The sequence below is a fragment of the Streptomyces sp. NBC_01445 genome, from assembly GCF_035918235.1.
Taxonomy (GTDB): domain Bacteria; phylum Actinomycetota; class Actinomycetes; order Streptomycetales; family Streptomycetaceae; genus Streptomyces.
This window is the reverse complement of sequence record NZ_CP109485.1, coordinates 8,324,551-8,339,153: the sequence shown is the minus strand read 5'-3', so window position 1 is coordinate 8,339,153 and position 14,603 is coordinate 8,324,551. Positions and strand designations below refer to the sequence as shown.

18 protein-coding genes and 1 riboswitch are annotated in these 14,603 nt (G+C 70.5%); of the genes, 11 read left to right on the top strand and 7 right to left on the bottom strand.

Going from position 1 to position 14,603, the window contains the following annotated elements:
- Nucleotides 1-11 precede the first annotated feature (11 nt).
- From OG574_RS38025 to OG574_RS38010, 4 genes are all read right to left on the bottom strand, one after another.
- On the bottom strand, nt 12-1,733 hold the full coding sequence (locus OG574_RS38025) for an urease subunit alpha (RefSeq protein WP_326776901.1): 1,722 nt from the start codon (nt 1,731-1,733) through the stop codon (nt 12-14).
- Nucleotides 1,726-2,037 (bottom strand): urease subunit beta, encoded by a 312-nt coding sequence (locus tag OG574_RS38020; RefSeq protein ID WP_100597539.1) that lies wholly within the window; start codon nt 2,035-2,037, stop codon nt 1,726-1,728. Before OG574_RS38020 ends, OG574_RS38025 begins: the two co-directional genes overlap by 8 nt.
- A 16-nt stretch (nt 2,038-2,053) precedes the next feature.
- Nucleotides 2,054-2,356 (bottom strand): urease subunit gamma, encoded by a 303-nt coding sequence (locus OG574_RS38015; RefSeq protein WP_326776900.1) that lies wholly within the window; start codon nt 2,354-2,356, stop codon nt 2,054-2,056.
- A gap of 197 nt (nt 2,357-2,553) precedes the next feature.
- Nucleotides 2,554-3,180 carry a TetR/AcrR family transcriptional regulator gene (locus tag OG574_RS38010; RefSeq protein ID WP_100597541.1) on the bottom strand — a complete coding sequence of 209 codons (627 nt, stop codon included), beginning with the start codon at nt 3,178-3,180 and terminating at the stop codon, nt 2,554-2,556.
- 116 nt (nt 3,181-3,296) lie between these two features.
- Between OG574_RS38010 and OG574_RS38005 the strand changes: the two genes are divergently transcribed.
- Nucleotides 3,297-4,316, top strand: a complete 1,020-nt coding sequence (locus tag OG574_RS38005) for an ABC transporter permease (RefSeq protein WP_326776899.1) — start codon at nt 3,297-3,299, stop codon at nt 4,314-4,316.
- Between the two features lie 176 nt (nt 4,317-4,492).
- Here the strand turns inward: OG574_RS38005 and OG574_RS38000 are convergent, their stop codons facing one another.
- Complete coding sequence (locus OG574_RS38000) at nt 4,493-4,771, bottom strand: type II toxin-antitoxin system Phd/YefM family antitoxin (RefSeq protein WP_326776898.1); 279 nt, start codon at nt 4,769-4,771, stop codon at nt 4,493-4,495.
- A gap of 230 nt (nt 4,772-5,001) precedes the next feature.
- Here OG574_RS38000 and OG574_RS37995 point away from each other — a divergent pair, with 230 nt between their 5' ends.
- From OG574_RS37995 to OG574_RS37975, 5 genes are all read left to right on the top strand, one after another.
- On the top strand, nt 5,002-5,361 hold the full coding sequence (locus OG574_RS37995; protein WP_326776897.1) for a hypothetical protein: 360 nt from the start codon (nt 5,002-5,004) through the stop codon (nt 5,359-5,361).
- 164 nt (nt 5,362-5,525) lie between these two features.
- Nucleotides 5,526-6,161, top strand: a complete 636-nt coding sequence (locus OG574_RS37990; protein ID WP_326776896.1) for an ATP-dependent Clp protease proteolytic subunit — start codon at nt 5,526-5,528, stop codon at nt 6,159-6,161.
- A 7-nt stretch (nt 6,162-6,168) separates the two neighbouring features.
- A complete protein-coding gene (locus OG574_RS37985) occupies nt 6,169-6,477 on the top strand; it encodes a hypothetical protein (protein WP_326776895.1) in 309 nt (102 codons plus the stop codon).
- Between the two features lie 353 nt (nt 6,478-6,830).
- A riboswitch (cyclic di-AMP (ydaO/yuaA leader) is annotated at nt 6,831-7,008 on the top strand.
- Between the two features lie 3 nt (nt 7,009-7,011).
- Nucleotides 7,012-7,485 carry a C40 family peptidase gene (locus tag OG574_RS37980; protein ID WP_326776894.1) on the top strand — a complete coding sequence of 158 codons (474 nt, stop codon included), beginning with the start codon at nt 7,012-7,014 and terminating at the stop codon, nt 7,483-7,485.
- A gap of 106 nt (nt 7,486-7,591) precedes the next feature.
- The gene (locus OG574_RS37975) at nt 7,592-8,149 is read left to right on the top strand and encodes a DUF6328 family protein (RefSeq protein ID WP_326776893.1); all 558 of its coding nucleotides are present in this window, start codon (nt 7,592-7,594) and stop codon (nt 8,147-8,149) included.
- Between the two features lie 21 nt (nt 8,150-8,170).
- Here the strand turns inward: OG574_RS37975 and OG574_RS37970 are convergent, their stop codons facing one another.
- Nucleotides 8,171-8,605 carry an ATP-binding protein gene (locus OG574_RS37970; protein ID WP_326776892.1) on the bottom strand — a complete coding sequence of 145 codons (435 nt, stop codon included), beginning with the start codon at nt 8,603-8,605 and terminating at the stop codon, nt 8,171-8,173.
- Between the two features lie 272 nt (nt 8,606-8,877).
- Between OG574_RS37970 and OG574_RS37965 the strand changes: the two genes are divergently transcribed.
- Nucleotides 8,878-9,759 (top strand): helix-turn-helix domain-containing protein, encoded by an 882-nt coding sequence (locus OG574_RS37965; RefSeq protein WP_326776891.1) that lies wholly within the window; start codon nt 8,878-8,880, stop codon nt 9,757-9,759.
- A 9-nt stretch (nt 9,760-9,768) separates the two neighbouring features.
- Nucleotides 9,769-10,005 carry a DUF397 domain-containing protein gene (locus OG574_RS37960; RefSeq protein WP_326776890.1) on the top strand — a complete coding sequence of 79 codons (237 nt, stop codon included), beginning with the start codon at nt 9,769-9,771 and terminating at the stop codon, nt 10,003-10,005.
- Here the strand turns inward: OG574_RS37960 and OG574_RS37955 are convergent.
- A complete protein-coding gene (locus OG574_RS37955) occupies nt 9,989-11,149 on the bottom strand; it encodes an 8-amino-7-oxononanoate synthase (protein WP_326776889.1) in 1,161 nt (386 codons plus the stop codon). The two genes, OG574_RS37960 and OG574_RS37955, sit on opposite strands and share 17 nt — an antisense overlap.
- Before the next feature lie 200 nt (nt 11,150-11,349).
- Between OG574_RS37955 and bioB the strand changes: the two genes are divergently transcribed.
- Genes bioB through bioD form a run of 3 tightly spaced genes read left to right on the top strand, consistent with a single transcriptional unit; the run spans nt 11,350 to nt 14,601 of the window.
- Nucleotides 11,350-12,567: a biotin synthase BioB gene (bioB, locus tag OG574_RS37950; RefSeq protein WP_326776888.1), complete on the top strand. Its 1,218-nt coding sequence runs from the start codon at nt 11,350-11,352 to the stop codon at nt 12,565-12,567.
- A complete protein-coding gene (locus OG574_RS37945; RefSeq protein ID WP_326776887.1) occupies nt 12,560-13,882 on the top strand; it encodes an adenosylmethionine--8-amino-7-oxononanoate transaminase in 1,323 nt (440 codons plus the stop codon). The genes bioB and OG574_RS37945 overlap by 8 nt, the downstream gene beginning before the upstream one ends.
- A 5-nt stretch (nt 13,883-13,887) precedes the next feature.
- Nucleotides 13,888-14,601, top strand: coding sequence for a dethiobiotin synthase (gene bioD, locus OG574_RS37940; protein ID WP_326776886.1), 714 nt, complete (start codon nt 13,888-13,890; stop codon nt 14,599-14,601).
- The last annotated feature ends 2 nt before the right edge of the window (nt 14,602-14,603 follow it).

Below are 14,603 nucleotides of genomic sequence, written 5' to 3'. Positions count from 1 at the left end.
TTCTCGGCCCGTCAGAACAGGAAGTACCGCTGGGCGAGCGGCAGTTCGGCGGCGGGTGCGGGTTCGACGAGTTCGCCGTCGATGGTGACGGCGAAGCTGTCGGGGGCGACCTCGACCCGCGGCAGCGCGTCGTTCTCCCGCATGTCCGCCTTCGTGCGTCCCCGCGTCGAGCGGATCGGCACGAACTTCCTGTCCAGGCCGAGGCGTTCGGGCAGCCCGTCGTCGAGGGCGGTCTGCGTCACGTAGAAGAACGAGTTCGAGGCGGGGGCCCTGCCGTGGGCACCGAACATGGGGCGGGGCAGGACGGGCTGCGGCGTGGGGATGGACGCGTTGGCGTCACCCATTTGAGCGTACGCGATCTGGCCGCCCTTGATGACGAGCTGCGGCTTGACGCCGAAGAACCGGGGGTCCCAGAGCACCAGGTCGGCGAGCTTGCCGGACTCGACGGAGCCGATCTCGTGGTCGATGCCCTGTGCGACGGCCGCGTTGATCGTGTACTTGGCGACATAGCGACGGGCGCGCAGGTTGTCGGCGCGGGTGTCGCCGGGCAGGAGGCCGCGGCGGCGCTTCATGACGTGCGCGGTCTGCCAGGTCCGCAGGACGACCTCGCCGATGCGGCCCATCGCCTGGGAGTCCGAGGACATGATCGAGATGGCGCCGATGTCGTGGAGGATGTCCTCGGCCGCGATGGTGGTGGGCCGGATCCGGGACTCGGCGAAGGCCAGGTCCTCGGGGACGGCCGGGTTGAGGTGGTGGCAGACCATCAGCATGTCGAGGTGTTCCTCGACGGTGTTGACGGTGTGCGGCCGCGTCGGGTTGGTCGAGCTCGGCAGCATGTTGGGCAGCGAGACGGCCGTGATCATGTCGGGCGCGTGCCCGCCGCCGGCGCCCTCGACGTGGAAAGCGTGCAGGGTGCGGCCGGCCACGGCGTCGAAGGTGGCGTCCACGAAGCCCGCCTCGTTCAGGGTGTCCGTGTGGACGGCGAGCTGCGCGCCGGTGTCCTCACAGACGTTCAGGCAGGCGTCGATGACGGCGGGAGTCGCGCCCCAGTCCTCGTGGATCTTGAAGCTGACGGCGCCGCCGCGCAGTTGGGCGTACATGGACTCGGCGGACGTGGTGTTGCCCTTGCCGAGGAAGCCGATGTTGACCGGGCTCGACTCCATCGCCTCGAACATGCGGGCAAGGTGCCACGAACCAGGGGTGATCGTGGTCGCCTTGGAGCCCTCCGCCGGGCCGGTGCCGCCGCCGATCAGCGTGGTGACACCGGAGGCGAGCGCCTCGTCGACGATGGTCGGCGAGATGAAGTGGATGTGGGTGTCGATGGCGCCCGCGGTGACGATCTTGCCGTTGCCGGCGAGGATCTCGGTCTCGGGGCCGATGACGAGGTCGGGGTGGACGCCGTCCATCGTGTCGGGGTTGCCGGACTTGCCGATCGCGGCGATCCGGCCGTCCCGGATGCCGATGTCGGCCTTGACGATGCCCCAGTGGTCGACGATCACGGCGCCGGTGATGACGGTGTCGGGGGCGCCGTCTGCGCGCGTAGCGCGTGACTGGCCCATGGACTCGCGGATCACCTTGCCGCCGCCGAACACGGACTCGTCACCGGAGAGGCCGGGGCCGCCGGAGCGGTCCTCCTCGATCTCGATCAGCAGGTCGGTGTCCGCGAGGCGGATGCGGTCGCCGGTGGTGGGGCCGAACAGGTCGGCATAGGCGGCGCGGGAGAGTTCAGCCATCGAGGGCACCTCCGGTCTGGCCCCGCAGACCCGGCACGATGCGCCGGCCGGCCAGAGGCACGAGTTCGACGTCGACAGGGATTCCGGGCTCGAAGCGCACGGCGGTCCCTGCGGCGACGTTGAGTCGCAGACCGTGCGCTGCGGCACGGTCGAACTCCAGACCGGGATTGGCCTCGGCGAAGTGGTAGTGGGAGCCGACCTGGACGGGCCGGTCGGCGGCGTTGAGCACGGTCAGACGGGTGACCTCGCGGCCCTCGTTGAACACGACGGGCTCGTCCGCGAAGAGGATCTCTCCGGGAATCATGGAAGCGCTCCCCCCGTCAGACGATGGGATCGTGGACGGTGACGAGCTTGGTGCCGTCGGGGAAGGTCGCCTCGACCTGCACGTCGTGGATCATCTCGGGGATGCCCTCCATCACGTCGTCGCGCGTGAGCACCTTGCGGCCGGACGACATGAGTTCGGCTACGGTCCGGCCGTCACGTGCACCTTCGAGAATGTGCGACGTGACAAGAGCGATCGCCTCGGGATGATTGAGTTTCAGACCCCGGCTCCGACGCTTCTCGGCCACGTCGGCTGCCACATGAATGAGCAGTCGTTCCTGCTCGTGCGGGGTCAGTTGCACAGCTCACCTCACAGTCCTTCACTCCGGACCGTGCGGGATCCGGCTGCCGCGGCCACCGCGGCGGGTATAGATGTAACATACAAGCAATGCACACGATCTTGTGCATCCCGGTTACAAAAGCCCCTGGTGACGTGCGGTGCAGGCTAATCGGGGGGAGTTTCAACGAGGTTAACCACCCTTTGACCCGCCCATGACCGTCAGCTGGCCGCGCCCATACTCATCAGGGCCCGCAGGCCGTTCTGCAAAGTTTCGACAGGGACGTGAACTTCCCCGAACAGGGCCTGCTGCGCGGCGAATCCCTGCGCCGTGGCGATCATGACCCGGGCGACGTCGTCGGCGGGGATGTCGGCGCGCATCATCCCAGCGGCCTGATACCCCTCGACAATCTTCACCCAGGCCGCGCGCACGCCGACGTACGCCTCGCGCATCACCCGGGAGAGCTCGTCGTTGCGCAGGGTCTCCGTCCACACCTGGACCATCAGCCGCGGGAAGACGGACACACCCTCGTGCGTGAGCCCCGGCCGCATCCCGAGGATCCTGCCCAGAACCCTCCCCACCAGCACGTCCGGCGGCGCGGGCGGACTCTCGGCGCCGGCCGACTCGAAGACACCCCGTATCTCGTCGAGCACCTCGGTGACGATGGCCCCGATCAGCTCCTCCTTGCCGCTGAAGTAGCGGTACACCGCGCCCGCGGAGAGATTGACCGACTTCAGCACGTCCTGCATGGACGTGGCGTGGAAGCCGTTGAGCGCGAAGCAGAGGGTCGCACCGTCGAGGATCTGCCGACGACGGGCGTCCAGATGTTCCTGGGATACACGAGCCATGGTCACAAAGTAAAACGAACATTCATTCTTGACAAGGGACGGCCACGCCGGGACAGTGGCCGTCAGTAAAACGAACGATCCTTCGCTATAAGCTCCCGCTCTTCCCGGAGGAAGCCATGTCCAGCCCGACCGCCACCCCGGCCCCGCCGTCTCCGGCGCGCAGGATGGCCGCGGTCGCCCTGCTCGTGCCGATGCTCGTCGCACTCGCGCTGTGGGCGTTCGCCTGGCCCGGGGCCAGAACCGCGCCCCGCGACCTCCCGCTCGGCGTCGCGGGACCGGCGGCCGCCACAGCACCCGTCGAGCAGCAACTGCGGTCCCACAAAGGCGCGTTCGAGATTCACCGGTACGCCGACGAGGCGGCGGCGCGCGCGGCGATCACGGACCGGACCGTCTACGGAGCGGTGGCGGCGACGCCCCAGGGCCCGAAGCTCCTCACCGCGACGGCGGCGAGCCCCGTCGTCGCGCAGCTGCTCCAGCAGGCCGTGACCGCCGAGGCGCCGAAGGGCACGCGGGTGCCGACGGTCGACGTGGTCGCCGCGCCGGCCGGGGATCCGCGTGGGGCGGTGCTGAGTTCGAGCGTGCTGCCGCTGGCGATCGCGGGTGTGGCCGGCGGCGCCGTGGTGACGCTGCTCGGGCTGCGCGGGTGGCGGGCGGCGGGTGCGCTCGTGGTGGCGTCCTCGCTCGTAGGCGTCGTGGCGGCGGCGCTCACGCACAGCTGGCTCGGGGTGCTTACGGGCAACTGGTGGGCGGAAGCCGGGGTGTTGGGCCTGTCGGCGCTGGCCGTGGGCGGCACCGTGGCCGGACTTTCCGCGCTGTTCGGCCCGGCGGGGATCGGGGTGGGCTCACTCCTGATGGTGCTGCTCGGCAACCCGTTCTCGGGGGTGTCGTCGGCGCCGCAGCTACTGCCCGAACCGGTCGGCCGCATCGGCCAGCTCCTGCCGCCGGGCGCGGGGGGAACGCTGCTGCGCTCGGTCTCGTACTTCGACGGGGCGCGGGCCATGACGCCCGCGATCACGCTGGCGGCCTGGGCAGGGCTCGGGCTCGCCTGCGTACTGCTGGGCGGGCTGCGCAAGAAGCGGGGCGCCGGCGAAGGGGCCGGGGAGCCCGCGGCGCGGGAGGCGGTGGCGGTCGGCTGACGCCGCGCGCCCTCATGACAGCCGTGTGTCCCCGCTGTAGCGGACGGGGGCGCACGGCCTTTCCCTGCCCGGGACAGTCACCCAAGTCACTTGATCCGGGCGCCTCTTGAGGCCGGCGGAGACGTACTGGACGTGGCGGACCGGCTAGATCTGCCGGAGCTGCCGGATCCGCCGACTTACCTGACCTCCGGTCCCCGGTGCTCCGCGGCGATGCCGAAGCGGTGGCGGTCGCCGCCGGCGGACGAGGTCGAGCCGATGCCGGAGACGGAGCTGATCACCTGCTCGTCCCCCGATTCCCCCAGGGCCTCGAGGCGCTCGAGATCGGCGGCGGAGACCAGCGCGACGAGCGGCTTGCCGTGCCGGGTCACGACGACGCGTTCACCGCCGTACACGACGCGGTTGATCAGATCGGCGAGCTCAGCGCGGGCTTGCGTCACCGGAATCTCGTAGGCCATGTCCTCCAGCTTAGACCGGACCCCCTGCGCGGACACGGTCCGTGACGGCACGGCAACCCGCAGGTGGGGCGGCGGTTCGGGCGGGACGGTTCGGGGCGCCGCCGTTGTCAGTGGCCGCGCGTAACGTCGACGTGTCAACTGTTCGTGCTGCATGGCTGCTTGCGCGGATCCGACGAAGCCCCGCCCGGAACAGCGCCCGCGGCGGGGCACCGTCCGCCTAGGCTCCGCGCATGGAACAGAGCGAGATCATCCTGCGCGCAATCGGCGTCCTGACCGAGACCCAGGAAATGGTGCGCAGGCTCAGCAAGGATGCCGAGCCCGACATCGAGACCGAGGACGCCCAGCTCGGGCGCCTGGTGACAGAGGCGTTCCCCTCCATCGAGATCCCGGCGGAATCGAGCGTGGAGGAGGCCGCGGAGGCGACCATCGCGGCGCTGATGCCGGTGACGATCTCCCTGGTGGGCGCGTTCGCTTTCCTCTTCTCCGAGCTCGCCGAGGTGCATGACTCGGGCAGGACCGACATCAAGAGCGCCGACCTCCTGCAACACCTCGCGCTGCGCCTGTCCAGGACGGACGACGGCGACCGGTAGCCACGCCCCAGAAGCACGGAGAGGGGGTCGGCCACGTGCATCGGGCGCGGGCCGGCCCCCTTCTTCGCGTTTCTCGGAGCCTTGGTCCTACTCAGCCATCCGTACGTCCTGTACATTTTTTACAGAAGCAGCGACAGAGTTCCGCGCTCACGGAGGCATGTGCCATGAACCGACCTTCCGCCCGCTACGTCCTGCCCGAGTTCACCGAGCGCACCTCGGCCGGACAGGGACCGCTCGATCCGTACTCCAAGCTTTTGGAGGAGCGGATCGTCTTCCTGGGGACACCGATCGACGACACCTCCGCGAACGATGTGATGGCGCAGTTCATCCACCTCGAGTACGCCGCGCCGGACCGGGACATCTCGCTGTACATCAACTCCCCCGGCGGCTCGTTCAGCGCCATGACGGCGATCTACGACACGATCAAGTTCGTCAGCTGCGAGGTCGAGACCGTGTGCCTCGGGCAGGCCGCCTCCGCCGCCGCCGTACTCCTGGCCGCCGGGACGCCGGGGAAGCGGGCCATGCTGCCCGGCGCGCGCGTGGTGATCCAACAGCCGGGGCTGACCGAGCCCGCGCAGGGCCAGCCGACCGACCTGGAGATCCAGGCCCGTGAACTGGTGCGCATGCGCGCCCAGCTGGAGGAACTGCTCGCGCGGCACACCGGGCAGAGCCGAGAGCGCATCGCCGCCGACATCGAGCGGGACAAGATCCTTCAGGCCCAGGACGCCGTGGAGTACGGGCTCGTGGACCGGGTCATCGAGAACCGCAAGCCGTCCGGCTCGGGCCACGGCGCCAGGTGACCCGGCGATGCTGCCGCCCGAGCTGCCCCCGCTGCCCGCGCTGACGCGCGCCGAGTGCGAACTCCTCGACCGCTATCTGGAAGTGGTCGACCTGCTCGGAAGGATCAACCCGGCCAGGAGCGACCACACGTATGGCGGACTCCGGGCCGCGCAAGCACTCGTCGGCGGGGCGACGGCGCTCAGGGACGCCCTGACGCTCATGCATCAGCGGGGCGAGGCCGAGCTCCACGCGACGACGCTGGCTCGGGCTTTGCGGCTCCTGGACGGAGAAAGGAGGACACAACGGGTCACAGTGCCGCCGGAGTCGGTCAATTGACGGTCCGTTCAAGACCGAAGCGATCGATCCGAACCGTCCGGGCCGGGGTCGAAACGGACCAGAAGAGGTACCCACATACGGCGTAGCCGGTACTCGCACATGCGAACCGGAAAAGTTGCGCGGAACGCCTACGCGAAGTCGGGAATTCCGCCTTCCGCTGCTGGTGCGGGGCTCGTTGGGACCCCCGCACCGGGGTGGAGAAGTGTGCTGTCCACCCGATTGGATCACTCGTGAGGACACTCACACAACGCCGATTCCGCTCTGCGTTCGCGGTGTTTGTGCGTGAAGATCCCTTCCGACGACAAGCCCCCGCCGCCGCGGCGGGGCGGTCCGTGCGGACGCCGAGTCCTGCCGCCGTACGGATGCCAGGTCGACAGAAGTGGATCGGCAGGAGTGGAGGACCCAGGCACGACGGGCCGCCGGAGCTGTTTTCCGGGCCGGCCCTTGGGGTGAAGCCGCACTTCGCGGCCGGGCAACTTCGCCAGCCCGAATCCGACAGGTCATCCTTCACAGGCGGCTGACGAAGGGTTGCGCATGACTGCGCTCAATCGTGTCCCGTCGCTGCTGACCCGGGCCGGCACCGCCTCGGCCCTCACGCTCGCCGTAGCGGGCGGCAGCCTGCTGGTCCCAGGAGCCACGCCCGAAGCGGAGGCCTCGCCACCTGCGACGAAGGCTCTCCAGATCGCGGCATCAAGGAAGGGAAGCCCCTACCAGTGGGGCGCCTCAGGACCGCACAGGTTCGACTGCTCGGGCCTGACGGTCTACTCGTTCAAGCGAGTGGGCAAGAAGCTGCCCCGTACCGCCGCCCAGCAGTACAACAAGACCCGCCATGTCTCCGCGTCCCATCGCAAACGCGGTGACCTGGTCTTCTTCCATTCGGGCCGCGGCGTCTACCACGTCGGCATCTACGCCGGGAAGGGAAGGATCTGGCACTCGCCGAAGACCGGTGACGTGGTGCGGCTCCAGCGGATCTGGACGAAGAGCGTCTGGTACGGGCGCGTGCGGTAGCGCCACCTGACGGGCTCCTGGGGCCCTGGCGGCCCGTCAGGCGTTACCGGGTGCACGCGCCCTCCCCGGCCGTCTCGGAACCGCGCGATGGGGTACTCGTGGTCGTATGGACGAGGACCGACCGGCCGGCGACGAGGATGCCCCACGCAACTCAGGTCCCAGGAGCGTGGGGCGGGACCGGCACGAGACGCCGCTGGAGCGCGCGGACCGGAACTTCGGCGAGCTGCTCCAGGAGCTGAGAGTCACCCAGACGGGCGTGCAGATCCTCTTCGCGTTCCTGCTGACGCTGGCGTTCACTCCAAGGTTCCCGGCACTGGACGGCGTGCAGCGCGCGACGTACATCGCGACGCTGCTGCTCGCGGTGCTCGCCGCCGCGCTGTTCACGGCGCCCGCGGCGCTGCACCGCGCGCTCTTCGGGCGGGGTGCCAAACCGCAGATCGTGCAGATGTCCTCGCGGCTCGCCGCGGTCGGCCTGGGCGTTCTGATGCTCGCCCTGGCCGGGTCCGTGCTGCTCGTCGTGGACGTCACCGCGGGGCGGGCGGCGGGCATCGCGGCCGGGGCGGGCACGTTCGCGGTCTGTGCGGGCCTGTGGGGCGTGCTGCCGCGTCTGGTGCGGCGCTCACTCACGCGGGCGCAGGAGAAGACGGGCACCCCGTCCCCGTAGCCGCGCCACCGCAGCCGGCCTTCACACCGACTGGACGGGGACCGTCCACGGCAGGGCGATCCACACGGTCTTGCCGCCCTCGGGGGTGGGCCTGACCGACAGGCTTCCGCCGCACTCGGAGGTCAGACAGCGGATGATCACCATGCCGCGCCCGTTGTCCTGCTGGACGGCGGCCGGGAGCCGCTTCGGGTAGCACGGGTGGCTGTCCGTGACGCCGATGCGCAGGTGTTCGTCGCGCTCCAGCTGCACGTCGACGGTGAAGACCGGCGACTGCCCGCGGGTGTGCATCACGGCGTTCGTGGCGAGTTCGGAGACGATGAGCCGGACCGTGTCGGCTGTTTCCGCGTCCCGCGGCATGCCCCATTCGGCGAGTACGTCACCGACATATGTGCGGGCCGACGAGACCGAGGCAGGATCGCTCGGCAGAGTGACGGATGCTTCCTGGTGATCTGCCATGGCGACGTCGTCCCTTTTTTCGCCGGGGCCTGAATCCGACACATGGCGGATGACTCGAGGCGACCCCCGGACTGGTGCTTCGCGCCAGACTGCCACTCCCGCTCCTCCAGTGGAGCCGATCCCCCGAGATATGCATATATCTGTCGCTCGAAGCGGTGAACTCTGCGTTGGTGGACCGCATTTGGGCGTACGCCGCCGGCTTCCTCTACCGTCGGCTCGGAACACGATCCGCCGGGCCGGAAGGAGCCGGGCCGCAGGTCCGAGGAGACAGAATGAAACACGGTCCGGCGGTGCGCCGCCGCAGGCTCGGCGCGGAGCTGCGCGCGCTGCGCGCCCGCGCGGGGTTCACCAGTGGCGAGACGGCCCGGCTCGTCGGCTGGCACCAGTCGAAAGTGAGCCGTATCGAGACCGGCCGCAGCGGCGTGAAAGCGTCGGACGTACGCCTCCTGCTCGACGCGTTCGAGGTCACGGACCCCGGCATACGGGACCTACTGGTCGCGCTGGCCGGGTCGGGGGACGACGGCGGCCAGCACTGGTGGCACGCCTACCGGGGCCTTCTGCCGCCCGCCTACCGGGACTTCATCAGCCTGGAGTCGCAGGCGTGCCGGGTCAGGACGGTCGAGACGTCCGTCGTGCCGGGCCTTCTCCAGACGCCCGACTACGCGCGTGCGGTAACCAGGGCCGCGCTCGACGGGCTGCCGGACGGGCAGGTCGACGCCCTGGTCGAGGTGCGGATCGCCCGACAGGACGTGCTGCGTTCGGCGTCGCCGCTGCGGCTCAGCGCGGTACTCGACGAGGCGGTGCTGCGGCGGCCGGTGGGCGGTCCCCGGGTGATGGCGGAGCAGCTGCGTCATCTCGCCGCCGTGGCGAAGCTTCCCCATGTGCGGCTACAGGTATTGCCGTTCACCGCGGGGGAGCATGTCGGACTAACCGGCCCTTTCGTTGTGTTCTCATTTCCGAACACTTCTGATCTGGACGTAGTAGTTCTCGACCATTTGACGAGTAGCCTCTACCTCGAGCGGAAAGAAGACCTCAAGGCGTACACGGACGCCTTCGACGCCCTTCGGATCCACGCCCTTTCGCCCGGGGACTCACTGGATTTCATCACCGGGATCGCCGGAGCGCACCCCCCACCGGACAGTGAACGCACGTAAGGAGGCACCATGTCAGCTCTGCCTCGGTACGTACCATCCGCCGCGGTTCCCAGCACCTCTCTGCACGACGCGTCATGGCGGCGAAGCAGCCGAAGCACCGGAATGAACAACTGCGTCGAGACGGCTCCGCTGCACCACGGCCCTTCGGCCGGACTCCTCGCGGTGCGCGATTCCAAGCGCACGGCCGGACCCGCCCTGCTGTTCTCGCCCTCCGCCTGGGAGGGGTTCCTCAGCTCCTTGCGGTGAACGCCGAGTCGGGAGCGTTGCGGCTGATCACCCGTACGGCCTCGGCGATTTGATCGTCGGTCAGGTCGGCGCGGGCGGTCAGCCGCAGCCGTGAAATGCCGTCCGGCACGGACGGCGGCCGGAAGCAGCCGACGGCGAGGCCGGCTTCGCGGCAGTCGGCCGCCCAGCGCACGGCCTCTTCGGGGGACGGCGCGCGCACGGAGACGACGGCGGCGTCCGGTCGAACGGCCTGGAGCCCCTCGGCAGTGAGGAGTTCGTGCAGCGAGGAGGCCACGGCGCGCGCCCGGTCGGCGCGCTCGGGCTCGCGGCGCAGCAGGCGCAGGGCCGCGAGTGCGGCGCCGGCCGCCGCGGGCGCGAGGCCCGTGTCGAAGATGAACGTCCGTGCGGTGTTGACTAGATGGTCGATCACCCGGGCGGGACCGAGGACGGCGCCGCCCTGGCTGCCGAACGACTTGGAGAGGGTGACGGTGACGACGGTGTCGTCGGCGCCCGAGAGCCCCGCCGCCTGCGGCGCGCCCCTGCCGCCGTCACCGAGCACGCCGAGTCCGTGTGCGTCGTCGACGATCAGGCCGGCCCCGAACTCCCTTGCCACTCCTGCCAGTTCAGCCAGTGGAGCGGCGTCGCCGTCCACCGAGAAGACGGAGTCGGAGACGACGACCGCCTGCCCCTGATGCGTGTCGAGGGCCTTACGGACGGCGCCCGGGTCGGCGTGCGGGACGACCTGCGTGGCGCCGCGGGCGAGCCGACAGCCGTCGATGAGGGAGGCGTGATTGCTCGCGTCCGAGACGATCAGGGAGCCGTGCGGGGCGAGCGCGGTCACGGCGGCGAGGTTGGCCGCGTAGCCGGACGACAGGACGAGTGCCGCCTCGAAGCCGCAGAACGCGGCCAGTTCGCGCTCGAGTTCGGTGTGCAGTTCCGTGGTGCCCGTGACGAGCCGGGAGCCGGTGGCGCCGCCACCCCAGCGCAGCGCCGCGTCCGCCGCTCCCCCGGTGATCTCGGGGTGGCGGGTGAGGCCGAGGTAGTCGTTGCTCGCGAGATCGAGGAGCGGGTTCTCAGCGGGGCGGGGACGCAGCGTGCGGACCAGTCCGGCGCCGCGGCGCACGCGCTCCTGCTCGTCGATCCAGCCGAACGGCGATCCCGCCATGTGAGTCCCTCCGACGGCCGTGTCGCGGCCGGTTCTCGAGCGGGGTGTGCTGTCCCGTGCCCGCTGCGTCTTTGTAGGCAGTGCACAGACACTAGCGGGACATCCAGCCACCCAGGATGTGGCAATACCCACACGCCGAACCGGCAGAGTTGTCCGAAGCCTCCTTGGCCTGAGCAGGGGACGTAGGTCAGGATCGGGCCATGGACCTGCTGAACACGCTGGTGGACAAGGGGCTGCGGCGCGAGCTGCCGAGCCGCGAAGAAGCGCTCGCCGTTCTGGCGACTTCCGACGACGAACTGCTCGATGTGGTGGCCGCGGCCGGCAAGGTGCGGCGCCAGTGGTTCGGCCGGCGGGTGAAACTCAACTATCTGGTCAACCTCAAGTCGGGCCTGTGCCCCGAGGACTGCTCGTACTGCTCGCAGCGGCTCGGGTCCAAGGCGGAGATCCTCAAGTACACGTGGCTGAAGCCCGACGAGGCGTCGAAGGCCGCGGCCGCCGGTGTCGCGGGCGGCGCGAAGCGGGTCTGTCTGGTGGCGTCCGGGCGCGGCCCGACGGACCGGGACGTCGACCGCGTGTCGGAGACCATCGGCGCGATCAAGGAGCAGAACGAGGGCGTCGAGGTGTGCGCCTGCCTCGGTCTGCTGTCCGAGGGCCAGGCCGAGCGGCTGCGCGGCGCGGGGGCCGACGCGTACAACCACAACCTCAACACCTCCGAGGGCACGTACGGCGACATCACGACGACGCACACCTATGCGGACCGCGTCGACACGGTGCAGAAGGCCCACGCGGCCGGTCTGTCCGCCTGCTCCGGTCTCATCGCGGGCATGGGCGAGAGCGACGAGGACCTGGTCGACGTCGTCTACTCCCTGCGCGAACTCGACCCGGACTCGGTGCCGGTCAACTTCCTCATCCCCTTCGAGGGCACGCCCCTCGCCAAGGAGTGGAACCTGACGCCGCAGCGCTGCCTGCGGATCCTCGCGATGGTCCGCTTCGTCTGCCCCGACGTCGAGGTGCGGATCGCGGGCGGGCGCGAGGTGCACCTGCGCTCGATGCAGCCGCTGGCGCTCCACCTCGCCAACTCCATCTTCCTCGGCGACTACTTGACGAGTGAGGGCCAGGCGGGCAAGGCGGACCTGGACATGATCACGGACGCCGGGTTCGAGGTCGAGGGCACCGATCAGGTGACGCTGCCCGAGCACCGGGGCGGGCCGTGCGGTTCCGAGGCTGCGGCGGCCTGCGGTTCCGGCGCGGGTTCGGCCTGCGGTTCCGGCGGGGGCTGCGGCTCCCATGAGGAAGGGGGCTGCGGCTCGCACGAAGACGCTGCGGAGTCCCTGGTCGCCGAGGTCCCCGAGGCGCGTACGGACCTCGTCGCCGTACGCCGCCGGGGTGCCGGTACGGATCTCGCGCCCAATGCCTGAGGGGCCGGGACTGCCGGTGTCGGGGCTGCCCGTGGCGGAGCTGCTCGACCTCGACCGGCGGCACGTCTGGCATCCGTACGGTCCGATGCCGGGGCGGCAGGAGCCGCTCGTCGTCGAGTCGGCGGCCGGGGTGCGACTCCGGCTCGCCGGCGGGGGCGGTGGGGTCGGTGAAGGTGCCGAGCTGGTCGACGGGATGTCGTCCTGGTGGTCGGCTGTCCACGGCTACAACCACCCTGTGCTCAACGAGGCGGTGCGCGACCAGCTCGGCAGGATGAGCCACGTCATGTTCGGCGGGCTCACGCACGAGCCCGCCGTCGGCCTCGCGAAACGCCTTGTCGACATGTCGCCCGAAGGTCTGGAGCATGTGTTCCTCGCCGACTCGGGCTCCGTGTCCGTCGAAGTCGCGATCAAGATGTGCCTCCAGCACTGGCGTTCCCTCGGGAAGCCGGAGAAGCGCCGCCTGCTGACCTGGCGTGGTGGCTACCACGGCGACACCTGGCAGCCGATGGCGGTCTGCGACCCCGAGGGCGGTATGCACGAGCTGTGGTCGGGCGCGCTGCCGCAGCACGTGTTCGCCGACGCCCCGCCGGCCGCGTACGAGGAGGCCTACGCGGATCATCTGCACGAGCTGATCGGGCGTCACGCCCATGAGCTGGCCGCCGTGATCGTGGAACCCGTGGTGCAGGGCGCGGGCGGGATGCGGTTCCACTCCCCCGCGTATCTGCGGGTCCTGCGCGAGGCCTGCGACGCGCACGACGTGCTCCTCGTGTTCGACGAGATCGCCACCGGGTTCGGGCGGACCGGGGCGCTGTTCGCCGCGGAGCACGCTTCGGTGACGCCCGATGTGATGTGTGTCGGCAAGGCCCTGACCGGCGGCTATATGACACTGGCGGCGACGCTGTGCACAGCGCGCGTGGCGGACGGGATCTCGCGCGGCGAGGTGCCGGTGCTCGCGCACGGGCCCACGTTCATGGGGAACCCCCTCGCCGCCGCGGTGGCCTGTGCCTCGATCGACCTCCTGCTCGGGCAGGACTGGGCCACGGAGGTCAAGCGGATCGAGTCGGGTCTGCGGGAGTCGCTCGCCGCGGCCTCGGAGCTGCCCGGGGTGCGCGACGTGCGCGTGCTCGGCGCGATCGGCGTCGTACAGCTGGACCACGAGATCGACATGGCGGCCGCCACTCGGGCGGCGGTGCGCGAGGGCGTGTGGCTGCGGCCGTTCCGCGACCTCGTGTACACGATGCCCCCGTACATCACGGGGGACGAGGATCTGGCACGGATCGGCCGCGCGGTGTGCGCGGCGGCGCGGGAGGGCTGAACAGCATGACGGTACTGGTGGTCACGGGGACCGGAACCGAGATCGGCAAGACGGTCACGACGGCGGCCGTGGCGGCCGCCGCGCTGGCCGCGGGGCGGTCGGTGGCCGTCCTGAAGCCGGCTCAGACCGGGGTCGGTCCCGGCGAGTGCGGGGACGCGGACGAGGTGAAGCGCCTGGTGGGCGGCGGGGTGACGGCCGTCGAACTGGCGCGGTACCCCGAGCCGTTGGCGCCTGCGACGGCCGCGCTGCGCGCCGGCCTCCCCCCGGTGCGCCCGCACGAGGTGGCCGACGCGGCGGCGAAGCTGGCCGCGGAGCACGACCTCGTCCTGGTCGAGGGCGCGGGCGGCCTGCTCGTGCGCTTCGACGCGGACGGGGGCACCCTCGCCGACGCGGCCAGGCAGCTCGGAGCGCCGGTTCTCGTCGTCGCGGCGGCGGGGCTCGGCACGCTCAACTCGACGGCCCTGACGACGGAGGCACTGCGCGCCCGTGACCTGACGCCGCTCGGCGTCGTCGTCGGCAGCTGGCCGGAGCACCCCGACCTCGCGGCCCGCTGCAATCTCGCGGACTTCCCTGAGGTCTCGGGGACGAAGCTCCTCGGCGCGATCCCCGAAGGGGCAGGCACACACCCCGACTTCCGTACATCCGCGCCGAGTTGGCTGGCACCGGAGCTGGACGGAACGTGGGACACGACGGCCTTCGCCGCGAGCGTCGCCGGGTAGCC